The organism is Microbacterium sp. NPDC055599, assembly GCF_053618975.1.
On the sequence record NZ_JBSHIM010000029.1, the window covers coordinates 1 to 16,224 of the forward strand.

The following is a 16,224-nucleotide window of genomic DNA, read 5'->3' on the forward strand; positions in this document are numbered from 1 at the left end:
CCCGCACTCCCGGGCTCCCCCGGGTCCGCCGCAGCTCCCGAGTTTCCCGGGTCCGCCGCAGCTTCCGGGCGCTCCCGCTCACCCCCGTCCACCCCGTCCTCCGGATGCCCCGGGTCTCGCTCGCCGTCCGGCCCGCTCGGGTCCGCCCGCCCGGAGCCGCGGAAAGCGACCGAGAGAGCCACGCCGATCGCCAGACCGATGCCGATGCCGAGGGCCCAGTTCTTCATCGCCATGCCGAGGGACACGCCGATCGCCACGCCGAGCGCGAGGCCGACGCCGAGGCCGGTGCGTGCCCGGAGTTCCTCCGGGCTGGGGTTCCGATCCGCCATGGCTCCCACGCTACGCATCCGTCGCGGTGCCGGCATCCCCCGTGCGACGGAGGCGCGACACGCCCGGGAGTTGCGAACGCCGACACGCCCGGGTATCGTCGTGGCGTCCTGTCCGCCGTGTCTGGAAGTCCTTTGATCTGAATCGTCGCCTCCGCGCTCCTCTTTCCGCGCGCTGACCCGACGATCGCCGACTCCCCGGCAGACCCCGCCCTCCGGGTGCGACCCGTTCGCGCCACCCCGGGCCCCGGTGTCAGTGCACCCCCGCACTCGACAGGAGACACCCCGTGTCATACCCCACCACCGTTCATCCCTCGGTCGTGCTCGACCGCCTCACCTACACCTGGCCCGACGGCTCGGTCGCACTCGACGGCGTGTCCGGAGCCTTCGGGTCCGGGCGCACCGGCCTGGTCGGACGCAACGGCGCCGGCAAGTCCACCCTGCTGCGCCTGATCGCCGGCGAGCTCACCCCCACGTCCGGATCCGTCTCCACCTCCGGCGAGGTGGCGTACCTGCCGCAGCAGTTGACGCTCGACGTCGACCGCCGCGTGGCGGAGCTGCTCGGTGTCTCCACCGCGCTCGACGCGGTGCGCGCCATCGCCGCGGGCGACGTCGATCCCGCGCACTTCGACGCGGTCGGCGACGACTGGGACATCGAGGCGCGCGCGGAGGCCTCCCTTGCGGAGGCCGGACTCGCCCCCGCGTTCCTCGATCGCACCGTGGGTGAGCTGTCGGGCGGCGAAGCCGTCCTCGTCGCGATCGCCGGGATCCGCCTGCGGCGCGCGCCGATCACGCTCCTGGACGAGCCGACCAACAACCTCGACCGCGACGCCAGGGCGACGCTCGGCGCGATGGTGCAGGCGTGGAAGGGCACGCTCATCGTGGTCAGCCACGACCTGTCGTTGCTCGAGCTGATGGACGACACCGCGGAGCTCTACGGGCAGACGTTGAGCGTGTTCGGCGGGCCGTACTCCGAGTGGCGCGCGTGGCTGGACGCCGAGCAGGACGCGGCGCGGCAGGCCGAGGTCGCCGCGGCGCAGGCGCTGCGCAAGGAGAAGCGGCAGCGCATCGAGGCGGAGGTCAAGCTCGCCCACCGCGCCCGCACCGCCAAGAAGGCCGAGGTCGAGAAGCGCGTGCCGAAGATCATCGCACATGGCAGGAAGATGGCCGCCGAGGTGTCGGCGGGCAAGCTGCGCACCGAGGTCGGGGCGAAGGAGGAGGCGGCCCGCGCCGCGCACGACGAGGCCGGGCGCCGGATCCGCTCGGACGACACCATGAAGATCGAGCTCCCCGACCCGCAGGTCTCCCGCGCGCGCCGCATCGCCGAGCTCGGAGACGGCGAGCGCTCCTGGATCGTGCAGGGCCCCGAGCGCGTGGCACTGATCGGTCGCAACGGCGCCGGCAAGACCACCCTGCTCGAACGGCTCGTCGCCAGCGGTGTTCGCGACACAGGAGATCGCGACCCTATCGCGGCGGCTCCACCCGGTGCGGCCGATTCCGGGCCGGACCTCCCGAGGGACGACCGGCCGGAGTTGCGGGCGGAGGCGTTCACCGACCGGATCGGCTACCTTCCGCAGCGCGTGGACGGCCTCGACGAGGGCGCGTCGGTGTTCGACAACATCGCCCGCCGGGCCCCGCACGTGCCGGAGAAGGAGCTGCGCAACCGCCTGGCCCGGTTCCTCCTCCGTGGAGCGACCGTCGAGCGCCCTGTCGCGGCGCTGTCCGGGGGCGAGCGGTTCCGCGTGGCGCTGGCGAGACTCCTCCTGGCGGACCCGGCGCCCCACCTGGTGGTGCTGGACGAGCCGACCAACAACCTCGACCTGGACACGGTCGATCAGCTGGTCGAGGCGCTGCGCACCTATCGCGGCGCCGTGCTCATCGTCAGCCACGATGATGCGTTCCTGCGGCGACTCGACCTCGACCTCACCCTCGAGATCGACGCGGAGGGTGCGCTGCAGGAGACGGCGCTCCCCCCGTCGTGAACGCCCGGGTCCCGCGGCGTCGTCCGGCGGCGCGGGACCCGCACGCGACTCAGACCGACACCGCCAGAGGCAGGGCGACGACGGCGTAGAGGATGCCGAGCAGAAGGGTGTGCACGACGCAGAAGCCCACGGCCTCGGTCACTCGTCCCGGCGCCGCGAAGTGCGCGACGAGCAGCCGCGCGAACCTCATCGGGCGCGCGAGGTCCCACGAGTTGAAGCGGATGTGACGGCCGAGATAGATGCCGAACGACACGAGCACGAGAACGGCGGCGACCACCAGCCAAGAGTCCGCACGGGTGAAGGGGGCGGCGTCGTCCTCGTACCAGATCGCCACCACGAGCATCTGGACCACGAAAACGTTGACGAGCGCGTTCAACACCCCGGACATCGCCAGTGCCAGGGTCGCGACGATGTCGAACCACAGCGGCACCACCTCGCCCTCGCGGCGGTGCGTGAAGTTGAGCTCCGTGATCAGGTAGGCCGAGTTCGGCAAAAGCAGTAGCCACACCACGGCCCCGATCACCAGGATGATCCAGGGGACGGGCGACGAGGCGCGGGCATCGACGGCGACCTCGATGGCGAGGGTGGCCGCCAGAACCAGGGCCGGCGCGGCAGACAGCGCCAGGTTCAGCACCATAGGCCGATACAGTGGAACGCGATACACCGGCGCGCGCAGCAGGACCAGGGCGAGCGCATACAGGTTCAGAGCGACCACCCCCGCCCCCATCAGCAGGACCGCCGTCACGGCGTCGGCGTGGGGGTCGGGACGGCGTGCGAATCGTCGTGCTGCGTGTCATCGGGACGCGCGGTCGCCGCCGCGGGCTTCTTCGCCGCCTTCGCCGCCTCCCGGGCGGCATCGGCCGCGGCCTTCGCGGCTGCATCGGCGGCCTGTGCCTCGTCGAGGTGCGCCTGGGCGATCGCCCCCGTGACGACCGCCGCATAGATGTCGCCGCCCGCGGGTTGCGGATGGATGCCGTCGCCGGCGAGGTCGTCAGGGTAGGGCGTGATGGCACCGTCCCAGTCGGCGACCGTGACGTTCGGATACGCGGCGGCGAAGTCGGCGAGCGTCGCGTTGCCGCCCGGGATCCAGCTGCGCTGCGCGTGCGCGTTCACGAACACCAGGGTGCGGTCCGGGCCGACGATCCCGAGGATGTCGGCGAGCAGGTCGGGATCGACGCCGCCGTTGGTCGCCAGCCCCACGACGACCGTCGGACGCAGGGCACCGTCGTTCGCGAGCGACGACAGGATGCCCGTGGCCGGCCACATGCTGCGCGAGACCTGGGCGTCGATGGCGATGCCGGGCAGCGCGTTCTGCAATTCGGGCGCGGCGGCGAGCATGACCGAGTCGCCGACCGCCGTGATGTCGGTGCCGAGGATGGGCGGCGGCGTCGCCGCGGTGCTGGTCGGCGAGGGCGAGGGCGAGGGCGTCGGACCGGAGTCGGCGCCGGAACCCGTCTGCGGCGACGCGGCCGGGGCGGGGGCGGCGTGGGCGATCGCCTCGCGGCCGCGCTCGACGAGGGCCTCGGCCGCCGAGGCGTCGTCATGGCCGATCGCGATGCCCGCGCTCGCGACCGCCAGCACCCCGACCACGAGCGCCGGCAGCACGACGTGTCGACGGGGAAGCGGCGGATGCACGCGCAGGCCGCGCCGGAAGGGTGTCTCGACGAAGGCGTAGGAGAGCGCGGCGACGAGGATGGACAGCGCCGCCGCCACGACCGCGACGAGCAGTGGCTGCGCCGCGAGCGGAGTGGCCCCCAGGATCAGCAGCAGCGGCCAGTGCCACAGGTAGACCGCGTACGAGCGCTCGCCCAGCCAGGACAGCGGGGCCGCATCCAGCACACGGCCGAGCGGCGGCACCGTCGCCGCCGACCAGATCAGGCCGAGAGCGGCGAGGCTGGCCAGCGCGAGGCCGCCGTGCGCGGCAGCGGGAGATGCGTCCGACAGCACCACGGCGAGCGCGACCAGCACGCCGAGCGAGGCGACGCCGAGTGCCGTCCGCGCCACGGCCCGCCGACCGGTGGCCATGCGCACCTCTCCCGCTCCCATCCCGACGGCGAGAGCGACGCCCAGCAGCAGTCCGAACGCGTGGGTGTCGGTGCCGAAGTAGGCGCGGGTCGGCGATCCCAGCGGCGGCGCCGACAGCAGCACCATCGCCCCCGCTGACAGCACGGCCAGCACGAGGGCGAGGACCACGACTGCGCGGCGGCGCCAGCGCACGACCACCAGCAGCAGGACCAGCAGCAACGGCCAGATCAGGTAGAACTGCTCCTCGACCGCCAGCGACCACAGGTTGGTGAACAGGTCGGGCTGGTCGGCTTGGAAGTAGTCGCCGTCCGCGGCGATCGCCAGCCAGTTCGAGCTGAACGTGAGAGCGCCGATCAACTGACGCCGGATGCCCGACAGCAGGTGCGGAGCGACCAGGAAGGCGAGCGGGATGCAGACGGCCAGCACGAGCGCGAGTGCGGGCAGGATGCGTCGGGCGCGCCGCGCCCAGAACGCGCCGAGCGACACCCGGCCGGTGCGCGCGCGTTCGCGCAGCAGGAGTCGGGTGACGATGAAGCCGCTCACGACGAAGAAGACGTCGACGCCGATCAATCCGCCGGGCACCGCGGCGGGGAGGAGGTGGTAGCCGAGGACGGCGACGACGGCCAGGCCGCGCAGTCCGGTCAGCCCGGAGACGCGAGAGGAGGGGGACGCCGAGGCGGCAGAGGAGGAGGCGAGGAAAGGCATGAGGATGGCACTTCGATTCGGACGGTAACACGCTAGACGTTACCCGGTATTCCTGAGTGCCCTCCTGTCGCTCCGGGGCGAGCGCCCGTCGGCCCCAATGTCGGCGGCGTCCACGAAGATGGGGGGATGAGCGATGTGCTCGAACGCTTCACGCCCGCCACCCAGGACTGGTTCCGCGGCGCCTTCACCGCGCCCACTCCCGCTCAGGCGGGGGCGTGGGAGGCGATCTCGGCGGGCAAGCACGCGCTCGTGGTCGCGCCGACGGGCTCGGGCAAGACGCTGTCGGCGTTCCTCTGGGCGATCGACAGCGTGTTCCGCGAGCGCGCCGAGGCGCCCGTGGACGCAGACTCCGGACGCACGCGCATCCTCTACATCTCCCCGCTGAAGGCGCTGGGTGTCGACGTCGAGCGCAACCTGCGGTCCCCGCTGATCGGGATCGGGCAGTCCGCGCGGCGGCTGGGGCTCGCCGCCCCCGCGGTCACGGTCGGGGTGCGCTCGGGCGACACCACCTCCAGCGACCGGCGCAAGCTCGTGTCCGACCCGCCCGACATCCTCATCACCACACCCGAGTCGCTGTACCTGATGCTCACCAGCCGCGCCGGGGAGACCCTGCGCGACGTGCACACCGTGATCATCGACGAGGTGCACGCCGTGGCAGCCACCAAGCGTGGCGCGCATCTGGCGGTCAGCCTGGAACGCCTCGACGCGCTGCGGGCCGCGCACGGCAACGAGAAGCCGGCGCAGCGGATCGGGCTGTCCGCCACCGTGCGACCCATCGACGAGGTCGCGCGGTTCCTCGGCGGAGCCGACCCGGTCGAGATCGTGGCCCCGCCGGCGTCCAAGACGTTCGAGCTGGGCGTGGTCGTGCCGATGGACGACATGACCAACCCGCCGCCGCCCCCCGGTGCGCCGCCCGAGGCACCGGGGATCGACGCGGAATACACCGAGGTGACCGGTTCGGTGTGGCCGCACGTGGAGGAGGCGATCGTCGACCGCATCCTCCAGAACAACTCGACGATCGTGTTCGCGAACTCCCGCCGCCTCGCGGAGCGGCTGACGGGACGCCTCAACGAGATCTACTCCGAGCGGATCGGGGTCGCGCTTCCCGACGCGTCCGTGCCCGCGGCGATGATGGCGCAGGCGGGGGCGACCGCGGGAGCGGATCCGGTGCTCGCGAAAGCCCATCACGGTTCGGTGTCGAAGGAGCAGCGGGCGCAGGTCGAGGAGGAGCTGAAGTCGGGCGTGCTGCGCTGCGTCGTCGCGACCAGCAGCCTGGAGCTGGGCATCGACATGGGCGCGGTCGACCTGGTGATCCAGGTCGAGGCTCCGCCGTCCGCCGCGTCCGGGCTCCAGCGCGTCGGGCGCGCCGGGCACCAGGTGGGCGAGATCAGTCGCGCCGCCCTGTTCCCCAAGCACCGCGGCGACGTGCTGCACACGGCGATCGTCACGGAGCGCATGCTCGCCGGCAAGATCGAGGCCATCCAGGTGCCGCGCAACCCGCTCGACATCCTCGCGCAGCAGACCGTGGCGGCGAGCGCCCTCGGTGCCATCAGCGTCGAGGAGTGGTTCGAGACCGTGCGGCGGTCCGCGCCGTTCCAGTCCCTTCCGCGCTCGGCGTACGAGGCCACGCTCGACCTGCTCGCCGGCCGCTTCCCCTCGGACGAGTTCGCCGAACTGCGGCCGCGTCTGGTGTGGGATCGCGACGCGGGCACGCTGACCGGTCGCCCCGGGGCGCAGCGCATCGCGGTGACCAGCGGCGGCACGATCCCCGACCGCGGGCTGTTCGGGGTGTTCGTCGCGGGCGAGTCGACCGGGGCGCGGGTCGGCGAGCTCGACGAGGAGATGGTGTACGAGTCGCGCGTGGGCGACGTGTTCACGCTCGGCACCACGAGCTGGCGCATCGCCGAGATCACGCACGACCGCGTGAACGTGATCCCCGCGTACGGCCAGCCGGGCAAGGTGCCGTTCTGGCACGGTGACGGGATCGGCCGGCCGTTCGAGCTCGGTGAGGCCCTGGGCGCGTTCTCCCGCGAGGTCTCCTCCGCCTCGCCGGAGAAGGCGCAGCAGCGGCTGATCGAGGCCGGGCTCGACGAGCAGGCGCGCGCCAATCTGATGGCGCACCTGACCGAGCAGCGCGAGGCGACGGGCACCCTCCCGACCGACCGCACCCTCACGGTCGAACGCGGTCACGACGAGGTCGGCGACTGGCGCGTGATCCTCCATTCCCCGTACGGCATGAAGGTGCACGCGCCCTGGGCCCTCGCGATCAACGCGCGGGTGCGCGAGCGGCTGGGCGTCGAGGGCTCCGCCGTGGCGAGCGACGACGGCATCATCGTGCGCATCCCCGACGCCGAGGCCGAGCCGCCCGGCGCCGAGCTGTTCGTGTTCGACCCCGACGAGCTGGAGCAGCTGGTCACGCAGGAGGTGGGGGGTTCGGCGCTGTTCGCCTCCCGGTTCCGCGAGTGCGCGGCGCGGGCGCTGCTCATGCCCCGCACGAACCCCAACCGGCGCACGCCCCTGTGGCAGCAGCGGCAGCGGTCGGCGCAGCTGCTCGAGGTCGCCCGCCGGCACCCCACGTTCCCGGTGATCCTGGAGACGCTGCGCGAGGTGCTGCAGGACGTGTACGACCTGCCGTCCCTGCGCAAGCTCGCGACGGCGATCGGCGACCGCCGCGTCCGGCTCGTGGAGACCCAGCCCGGCCAGCCCTCCCCCTACGCCCGCGACCTGCTGTTCGGGTATGTCGGCGCGTTCATGTACGAGGGCGACTCGCCGCTGGCCGAACGCCGGGCGGCCGCCCTCTCCGTCGACCCCGCACTGCTGGGCGAGCTGCTGGGCACGGTGGAGCTGCGCGAGCTGCTCGACCCCGACGTGATCGCGCAGTTCGAGCGCGAGGCACAGCGCCTCGACCCCGAGCGGCGGGTGCGCGGTCTGGAGGGCGTGGCCGACCTGCTGCGCATGCTGGGCCCGCTCGACGCCGACGAGGTGTCGGCGCGACTCGACCCCGACTCGACCGCCGGTGCCAGCGCCGCGACGCTGCTGGACGAGCTGATCGGCGCCCGCCGTGCCATCCCGGTCACCGTGGCCGGTGTCGCCAGGGTGGCCGCGATCGAAGACGCCGGTCGGCTGCGCGACGCCCTCGGCGCGGCCCTGCCCACGGGGATCCCGGTCGCGTTCCTCGAGCCGGTCGCCGATCCCCTGGGCGACCTGGTGGCGCGGTACGCCCGGACGCACGGGCCCTTCACGACCACGGCGGTCGCGACCCGGTTCGGTCTCGGCGCCGCGGTCGCCCGGCACACGCTGCAGCGCCTGGAGACGAACGGTCGTCTGACCAGCGGCTACTTCCTGCCGACCGCGGCAGGCAGCGGCGACGACCTCGAGTGGTGCGACACCGAGGTCCTGCGACGGCTGCGCATGCGCTCGCTCGCAGCAATCCGCGGCTCCGTCGAGCCGGTGTCGCCGGAGGCCTACGCGCGATTCCTGCCCGACTGGCAGCACCTCGGTCGGCCGCTGGAGGGCATCGACGGCGTGCTCACCGTGATCGAGCAGTTCGCGGGTGTGCCGATCCCCGCGAGCGCGTGGGAGTCGCTCGTGCTGCCGTCGCGGGTGCGCGACTACTCCCCCGCGATGCTCGACGAGCTCACGGCCGCGGGCGAGGTGATCTGGTCGGGCCACGGCACGCTTCCGGGCCGCGACGGCTGGGTGTCGCTGCACCCCGTCGACCTCGCCCCGTTCACGCTTCCCGAGCCCGACGCCGAGATCGCCGCAGACTCCCTGGAGGCCCGGCTGCTCGACGCCCTCGCCGCGGGCGGCGCCTACTTCGCGGCGCAGCTGAAGGACATGACCGGAGCCGAGAACGAGCAGTCGGTGCTCGAGGCGCTGTGGGCCCTGACCTGGTCGGGGCACGTGACGAACGACACGTTCGCGCCCATCCGCTCGCTGCTCGCGGGCGGGTCGCAGGCGCACAAGGTGAAGCGGCGTGCCCCCCGCGCGCGCACCTACCGCGGGATGTCGCTCACGCGCACGGCACCACGGCCGACCTCGATCGGCGGACGCTGGTCTCTGCTGCCGGCGATCGAGACGGATGCCGCGCGACGCGCCACCGTGACCGCCGGGCTCCTGCTCGACCGCTACGGCGTGGTGACCCGCGGCGCGGTGCAGGCGGAGGGCGTGCCCGGCGGTTTCGCCCAGGCGTACCGCGTGCTGGCGGGCTTCGAGGAGGCGGGACACTGCCGGCGCGGTTATGTGATCGAGAAGCTCGGCGCCGCGCAGTTCGCGGCCTCGGCGACGGTCGACCGGCTGCGCACCTACGCGGGGCTCGCGGATCCGCCGCCCCGCACGGCTGTGACCCTCGCGGCCACCGACCCCGCGAACCCCTATGGCGCCGCGCTCGGCTGGCCGAAGCTCGACGGCGTGTCGCACCGGCCCGGGCGCAAGGCGGGCGGTCTCGTGGTGCTGGTCGACGGCGCGCTGGTGCTGTCGCTCGAGCGCGGCGGGCGCACGGTGCTGTGCTTCACCGACGACCCCGAGGTGCTGCGCGCCGCGACCGCCGACCTCGCGGCGACCGCCCGCGACCGCCGCCTCGACACCCTCACGGTGGAGAAGGTCAACGGCGAGGGCGTCTATGGCACCGAGCTCGCGGCCGCCCTGCAGGAGGCCGGGTTCGTGCAGACACCGCGGGGGTTCACGCTCCGCAAGGCCGTCTGAGCACTCCCGCGCGCTCGTCGCCGCCACCCCGCCCGCCCGACACCTACCCTGGAGCCATGGTCAGAGAGTTCAGCGCCGGCGTCCGCACCCTGTTCCGCGGCTTCGGTGTGTGGCGCACGCGCCCGGGGCTCATGGCGCTCGGGCTGATCCCCGCGGTGATCGCCGTGATCGTGCTGGCCGCCGCGATCATCCCGCTCATCATCGGGATGCCGTCGATCTCGTCCTGGCTGACGCCGTTCGCCGACCGGTGGGACGAGCCCTGGCGCGGTCTGCTGCGCACGGCCGTCGGTCTCGTGGTGGTCGCGGCCGCCCTGGCCCTGGCCAGCTCGGTGTTCAGCGCCCTCACCCTCACGATCGGCGACCCGTTCTACCAGCGCATCTGGCACGCGGTCGAGGTCGACCTCGGCCACCCGCCCGCGACGGACGGCGGCGGGTTCTGGACCACCGTCGGCGAGGGCCTGCGGCTGGTGGTCCTCGGCATCCTGATCGCGCTGCTCGTGCTGGTGCTCGGCCTGATCCCGGCAGTCGGCGGCGTCCTGGCCCCGGTGATGGGCGTGATCCTGACCGGAAGGCTGCTGGCGCGCGAGCTGACCGGGCGCGCGTTCGATGCGCGTGAGCTCAGCCCGTCCGACCGCGCTGTCCTGTTCTCCGGCAGCAGGGCGCGCGTGCTGGGCTTCGGCGTCGCGACGCAGCTGTGCTTCCTGATCCCCGGCGGCGCGATCGCGGTGATGCCCGCTGCGGTCGCCGGGAGCACGATGCTCGCCCGCGACATGATGACCCGCCGGCCCCTGCCCGCGGCGACCGCCCCGTCCGACGCCGCCGCTCCGCCCGCCGTGACGCCGCCCTCACCGGACGGGAGGCGCTGATGCCCGAGGGCGACACCGTCTTCCGCACCGCACGGCGTCTCGACGAGGCACTGGCGGGTGCCGAGGTCACGCGCTTCGACCTGCGCGTGCCCCGCTTCGCGACGGTCGACCTGACCGGACAGCGCGTGCACGCGGCGGTGCCGCGCGGCAAGCATCTGCTGCTGCGCATCGGTGACAGCACGCTGCATTCCCATCTGCGCATGGACGGCGCCTGGTTCGTGTACCGCGCCGGCGAGAGGTGGCGGCACCCGGCCTTCAAGGTGCGCGCGATCGTGGGCACCGCCGAGCGTGAGGCCGTCGGCGTGGACATCGCGGAGGTCGAGGTCGTCCCCACCCGCGACGAGGGTGAGCTGGTGGGCTACCTCGGACCGGATCCGCTCGCCGCGGACTGGGATGCGGCCGAGGCCGTGCGACGACTCGGTGCCGACACCCGCAGCATCCACGTGGCGCTGCTCGACCAGCGAAACGTGGCCGGGTTCGGGAACGAGTACGCCGCGGAACTCCTGTTCCTGCGCGGAATCCTCCCGACGACGCCGACGGCGGACGTCGATGTGGCCGCGCTGCTCGACCTGGGTGTGCGCACCATCCGCGCGAACCGCGACCGCCGCCACCGCACCTTCACCGGCATCGATCGTCCGGGCCAGGGGACATGGGTGTACGGACGTGCCGGACGCCCGTGCCGCCGCTGCGGCACCCTCATCCGGCGGGGCGAGCAGGGCGCCGATCCCACCCGCGAGCGCATCACGTTCTGGTGCCCGCGCTGCCAGCGCTGAGCCGCATCCATCCGGGGGAATGAAAACACCCCGCCCGTGGTTGTTGATATATCCGGAGAACTCCGGAACACGGGAGGAATCGTGGGCAAGAACTACGTCGACATCGAGAACGACCACGGGGCGACGCTGCGGTACCGCAAGCACGCCAACGGTCGGGGTCTCGTCGCGCACGGCGCGAAGGTGCACCCCAAGGCACACATCGAGGCGGGCGCCTACATCGAACCCGGCGCGCGCGTCGGGGCGGGAGCCATCATCGCGCGCGGGGCGTGGATCGACGAAGACGCCGTGATCGGCGAGGGCGCGTACATCGACGCGCACGCGCACGTGGGACCGGGGGCGGCGGTGGGCGACCACGCGCACGTCGGCGTCCGCACCGACATCGGACCCGGCGCCCGCATCGTTCCCGGCGCCCGCATCGGCGACGACGAGACGGTCGCCGCCGGCCTCACGGTCGCCACGGATCAGAAGGGCCTCTGGCTGGCCGCCTGACCGCGACTCGGGCAGGGCCGGGCCGCACCGGGCATCACCGCCCGACGGACGGTCACTCGCCGTCGGACGAGGATCGCCGACCCGTCATCACGAGGTCGAACGTGCTGCTGTTCGTGCCCAGGTAGTTCACGTGGACGGAGGCGGCCACGACGTTCTCGCCGTCGTGCAGCAGGCCCCGCGGCACGGTGAACGTCACGGGGTCGTCCGTGGCGTTGTCGGTCGAACGCCCGACCTCTGCGAACGTCTCACTCGTGGGCTTCTTCGACGCGAGGTGCGAGGTGCCGATCAGGGCGCCGTTGACCCAGACCGCGACGCCGTCATCGGCCCTCGTGCTCACCGTCACCGTCGACAGCTCCTCGACGTCGTCCAGCTCCACCGTCTTCCGGAACAGCATCGCCCGCGCGCGGTTCTCCGGCGGCGGGCCGAGGTCGATCGGCGTCTGCACGCCCTTGCCCCACCCGAGCGGGGCCGTGCCGGTCTGCCAGTCGTCGTCGTCGAACGCCGCGCTCTTCCACCCGCGCGGCCACGCGCCGAGCTCGTTCCACACCTTCCAGTCCGACCCGCCGCGCAACAGCACCCGGTCGTCCGTCGGCGTGAGGTCGAGCGGGAACGTGAAGCGGCCGTCGTCGTCCTTCTCGTACTGCCGCAGCGTGGGCGAGTACGTGTGGGCATCGACCGTGCCCGCGGCCGGGTCGACGGTGTAGTACCGCAGCCACCCGTCGCCGCCGTTGGCGCGGCCCTGGTAGTTCGACAGGATCTGCGGCACGGGGCGCCCGCACGCGTTGAGGTCGCTGCGCCGCGCCTCGCCCGCGTCTCCCACCGCCCAGTGCCCGTTGACCACCATCGCGATGGAGCAGTTCTGCGAGATGAAGTCCCGCCACAGGTCGACCTCGGTCACCGGGGTCACGTCGGTGCGCTCGGTGGCGGTCGACCGCGCGCCGCCCGTGGTGATGAGACCGTGGACGGCCAGGATCACCGTCCGGTCGGGGTGCGCGTCGATCACGCGCTGCGCCCACTCCAGTGCGTACGCGGGTGTCTCGTACTCGAGGCTGAGCAGCAGCAGCTTCGTGTCGCCCACGGTCAGCAGGCTGTAGTTGTCCTTGTTCTGGCGGTCGATGCCGTCCGGTCCGAACCGGTCCTGGCCGAGGTACCCGCCGTACGACACGGTCGCGCTGTTCCAGGTCGCATCGGCGTAGCGGCTCGGCGGGAAGTACTCGTCGTACGTGCTCGACTCGCCCGTCGTCACGTCGAGGTCGTGGTTGCCCGGCAGCACGGAGCTGGGCACCCCGGCGTCGTCGAGCATCGCCATCGCGCGGCTCGCGCGCTCCCACTGGTGCACGTCGGGCCAGGAGTCGACGAGGTCGCCCACCTGGATCACGAACTTCGTGTTGAGCTGCTCACGGGTGTCGACGATCCACTGCGTCTGCGCGTTCAGGCTCTGCGCGAGCTCGTCCGAGACGGTGTACTTCTGCGTGTCGGGCAGCACCACGATCGTGAAGGGCTCCGGACGCTCGCGCTCGTCGTCCCCGGCGCTCGTGATCGCCGCCGGGGAGGCCAGCACGAGTCCCCCGAGCACGGCGAGCACCCCGCCGAGCACCCGCACACCGCGGCTCCTGCGCATCGCAGAGCGCATCTCCCCACCCCCGTTCGCCGTCGATCCCCACGATCGACCGCCCGCCCTCTCCGTCCCACAGCGGAGGTGCATCCAGGGTCACAGGTCGGACGCCGAATGCACAACGGGCAGTATGACAGGACCACGCCCGATCAGAGCAGTCGGCGCTCCGACGCCCACGCGGTGAGCTCGTGCCGGGACGACAGCTGGAGCTTGCGCAGCACCGACGACACGTGCGTCTCGACCGTCTTGATGGAGATGAACAGCGCGGCGGCCACCTCCTTGTAGGCGTAGCCGCGGGCGATCAGCCGCATGACCTCCTGCTCGCGCGCCGACAGCCGATCGAGCTCGTCGGTCGCGGTGGCCGTCTCCCCGGCGACCGCGCCGAACGCGTCGAGCACGAACCCGGCCAGGCGCGGCGAGAACACCGCGTCGCCCTCCGCGACCGCGTGCACGGCCGCGCTCACCTCGCCGCCCGACGAGCCCTTGGTGATGTAGCCGCGGGCCCCGGCACGGATCACCCGCACCACATCGGCGGCGGCATCCGACACGCTCAGCGCGAGGAACCGCGTGCTCGACGGCAGCGATCCGCGGATCACCGCCTCTCCCCCGGTCGCGTCGTCGCCCGCACCACCGGGAAGGTGCACGTCGAGCAGCACCACGTCGGGCTGCGTCTCGGCGATCACCGCGACCGCGGATGGCACGTCCGCCGCCTCGCCCACCACGGTCACGCTCGCGTCGAGGTCGGCGCGCAGCCCGGAGCGGAAGATCGAGTGGTCGTCGACGATCACGACGCGGATGCTGTCAGCCACGGGTCTCCTGTCCGAGCGGGGTCCGGTCCTGCGCGGGAGCCGCCGGCAGGGTGAGGTGCACCTCGGTGCCGCCGTCGTCGCTGCGCACCGCGCCCGACCCGCCCGCCCTGCGCATGCGGCCGATGATCGACTGGCGCACGCCCAGGCGGTCGCCGGGCACGTCGTCGAGGCGGAAGCCGCTGCCGCGGTCGCGCACGTACACGTCGACACCCCGCGCGCTGCCCTCGATGTACACCGCGACCTCGCCGCCCGCATGCCGTGCCGCGTTCAGCATCGCCTCGCGGGCGGCCGCCGCCAGCTCCCCGCTCGCCCGCTCCGCGGACAGCCCGGCCGACACCACCTCGATGCGCACCGGGTGGTCGAGCTCGAGCGCGGCGGCGTAGTCGCGCAGGTCGGTGGACAGGTCGCTGTCGGCCGGGGCGTCGCCGTCGTACAGCCAGGCGCGCAGCTCGCGCTCCTGCGCGCGGGCGAGCCGGGCGGCCTCGCTCGATGCGCCGGCGCGGTTCTGGATGAGCGCGAGCGTCTGCAGCACGGAGTCGTGCAGGTGCGCCGCCATCACGCTGCGCTGCTCCTCCCTGATGCGCCGGATGCGCTCGCCCGCCAGCTCGCGCCACCGCGGGATCAGGGCCGACGCAACCACCGCGATCAGCCCGCCGAGCGGCAGCAGCGCCAGGGCCACCCCGGAGCGGGCGATGGGCCACGACAGCAGCAGCAGCGAGACGAGCCCGAGAAGCAGCACGGCGAGGATCCGCACCCACACGGTGTGCCGGGGGCCGCGGGCCGTGTCGGTGCGGTCGATCAGCGTGGCCCAGAGCCCGGCGGCGGTGGCCCCGAGGGCGGTGCCGCCGACGACCACGGCGGCGACCGAGGGCGGGATCGACCCGTCGAGCGCCTCGCTCCCACCCCGCCACACCACGATCACGAGGGCGCCCACCGCGGCCGGGGCGAGCAGCAGCCACGCGACGGGAACGCGACGGGTGGGCGCGGCCTCCCCCTCCGCCCACGGCATGAAGGCCCAGCACCACGCATACAGCAGCACGCCGGCGCCGCCACACAGCGTGAGCGTGAGGAACAGCGCCCTGACCATCCACGCGCGCACACCCAGGTGGCGCGCGAGTCCGGCGCTCACCCCGGCGACCAGGCAGTCGCGGTCGCGCGCCAACGGCGGCCGCGTCGACACGGGGACGCGACCGGCGGGCGCGGGGGCGGACGCCGAGGAGGACATACCGTCATCCAATCATCCGTCGCGCCGTCCGGGGGCTCCCCCGACGCGGAACCAGGGTCCGCTCAGGGGTTCCCCCGATGGTCGCCCGGCCGCGGCGGACGGCAGGATCGACGCATGACGATTCCGACCGCTCCCCCGCCGCCCGCCGATCCCGACACCCCGGTCGACGGCGCCGCGCCCTCCGGACGCACCGCTCCCCGCGGCGCCGAGCGCTTCCTGCTGTGGGTCGCCGGTCTCGGGGTCGCGCGCTCCGACGGGTGGCTCGGCGGCGTCGCGGCCGGCATCGCCGCACGGCTGCGCATCGACCCGCTGATCGTGCGCGGGGTGCTCGTGGTGGCCGCGCTGTTCGGACTGCCGGTGATCTTCCTCTACGCCGTCGCCTGGGCGCTGCTGCCCGACACCGACGGCCGCGTGCACCTGCGCGACCTGCTGGAGCGCCGGTACGAGCCGGTGCAGCTGGGCATCCTCGCGATGGCGATCGTCGGCCTCCTGCCCACCGCACCGCTCACCGGGCGGCTGTTCGGGCTGGGCTACGAGAGCTGGTCGGCACTGTCCCTCTTCAGCTGGATCGTGGGCTTGGTGCTCGCGGCCGGCCTGCTCTTCCTGATCGTGCGCGCTGCGAGCCGCACCCCGGGCGCTTCCGCGCCGGACCCGCCGATGGCTTCCGCAGGTCAGGCGGCCCCGGGCGCGTCCGCCCCCCTCGCG

General features: G+C 73.2%; 12 protein-coding genes. 6 read left to right on the forward strand and 6 right to left on the reverse strand.

The genetic code is table 11. The features are described 5' to 3' along the window. Positions 1–329 (reverse strand): hypothetical protein (locus ACWGQ1_RS18120; protein ID WP_452313502.1); only part of this gene is annotated, 329 nt, incomplete at its 3' end. A gap of 284 nt (positions 330–613) precedes the next feature. Between ACWGQ1_RS18120 and ACWGQ1_RS18125 the strand changes: the two genes are divergently transcribed. Beyond that, positions 614–2,308 carry an ATP-binding cassette domain-containing protein gene (locus ACWGQ1_RS18125; RefSeq protein WP_452313503.1) on the forward strand — a complete coding sequence of 565 codons (1,695 nt, stop codon included), beginning with the start codon at positions 614–616 and terminating at the stop codon, positions 2,306–2,308. Between the two features lie 49 nt (positions 2,309–2,357). Here ACWGQ1_RS18125 and ACWGQ1_RS18130 read toward each other — a convergent pair whose 3' ends face one another. Next, positions 2,358–3,053 (reverse strand): DUF1361 domain-containing protein, encoded by a 696-nt coding sequence (locus ACWGQ1_RS18130; protein ID WP_136033136.1) that lies wholly within the window; start codon positions 3,051–3,053, stop codon positions 2,358–2,360. Continuing rightward, on the reverse strand, positions 3,050–5,038 hold the full coding sequence (locus ACWGQ1_RS18135) for an acyltransferase family protein (RefSeq protein ID WP_452313504.1): 1,989 nt from the start codon (positions 5,036–5,038) through the stop codon (positions 3,050–3,052). The genes ACWGQ1_RS18130 and ACWGQ1_RS18135 overlap by 4 nt, the downstream gene beginning before the upstream one ends. A gap of 126 nt (positions 5,039–5,164) precedes the next feature. On the opposite strand from ACWGQ1_RS18135, the gene ACWGQ1_RS18140 reads away from it, so the two are divergent. The 4 genes from ACWGQ1_RS18140 to ACWGQ1_RS18155 all read left to right on the forward strand — a co-directional run bounded on the left by ACWGQ1_RS18140 (position 5,165) and on the right by ACWGQ1_RS18155 (position 11,870). Continuing rightward, a complete protein-coding gene (locus ACWGQ1_RS18140; protein WP_452313505.1) occupies positions 5,165–9,742 on the forward strand; it encodes an ATP-dependent helicase in 4,578 nt (1,525 codons plus the stop codon). Between the two features lie 56 nt (positions 9,743–9,798). Next, on the forward strand, positions 9,799–10,608 hold the full coding sequence (locus ACWGQ1_RS18145; protein ID WP_136037181.1) for an EI24 domain-containing protein: 810 nt from the start codon (positions 9,799–9,801) through the stop codon (positions 10,606–10,608). Beyond that, entirely contained in the window at positions 10,608–11,381 is a 774-nt protein-coding gene (locus ACWGQ1_RS18150; protein ID WP_136033144.1) for a DNA-formamidopyrimidine glycosylase family protein, read from the forward strand. Before ACWGQ1_RS18145 ends, ACWGQ1_RS18150 begins: the two co-directional genes overlap by 1 nt. An 81-nt stretch (positions 11,382–11,462) precedes the next feature. Further along, complete coding sequence (locus ACWGQ1_RS18155) at positions 11,463–11,870, forward strand: DapH/DapD/GlmU-related protein (protein ID WP_136033147.1); 408 nt, start codon at positions 11,463–11,465, stop codon at positions 11,868–11,870. A gap of 52 nt (positions 11,871–11,922) precedes the next feature. Here ACWGQ1_RS18155 and ACWGQ1_RS18160 read toward each other — a convergent pair whose 3' ends face one another. The 3 genes from ACWGQ1_RS18160 to ACWGQ1_RS18170 all read right to left on the reverse strand — a co-directional run bounded on the left by ACWGQ1_RS18160 (position 11,923) and on the right by ACWGQ1_RS18170 (position 15,519). Then, positions 11,923–13,491, reverse strand: coding sequence for a metallophosphoesterase (locus tag ACWGQ1_RS18160; protein WP_452313506.1), 1,569 nt, complete (start codon positions 13,489–13,491; stop codon positions 11,923–11,925). Positions 13,492–13,634: 143 nt separating this feature from the next. Then, complete coding sequence (locus tag ACWGQ1_RS18165; protein ID WP_136033150.1) at positions 13,635–14,294, reverse strand: LuxR C-terminal-related transcriptional regulator; 660 nt, start codon at positions 14,292–14,294, stop codon at positions 13,635–13,637. After that, a complete protein-coding gene (locus tag ACWGQ1_RS18170) occupies positions 14,287–15,519 on the reverse strand; it encodes a PspC domain-containing protein (protein WP_452313507.1) in 1,233 nt (410 codons plus the stop codon). Before ACWGQ1_RS18170 ends, ACWGQ1_RS18165 begins: the two co-directional genes overlap by 8 nt. A gap of 114 nt (positions 15,520–15,633) precedes the next feature. Between ACWGQ1_RS18170 and ACWGQ1_RS18175 the strand changes: the two genes are divergently transcribed. After that, the coding region (locus ACWGQ1_RS18175; protein ID WP_452313508.1) for a PspC domain-containing protein at positions 15,634–16,224 on the forward strand (591 nt) is incomplete at its 3' end.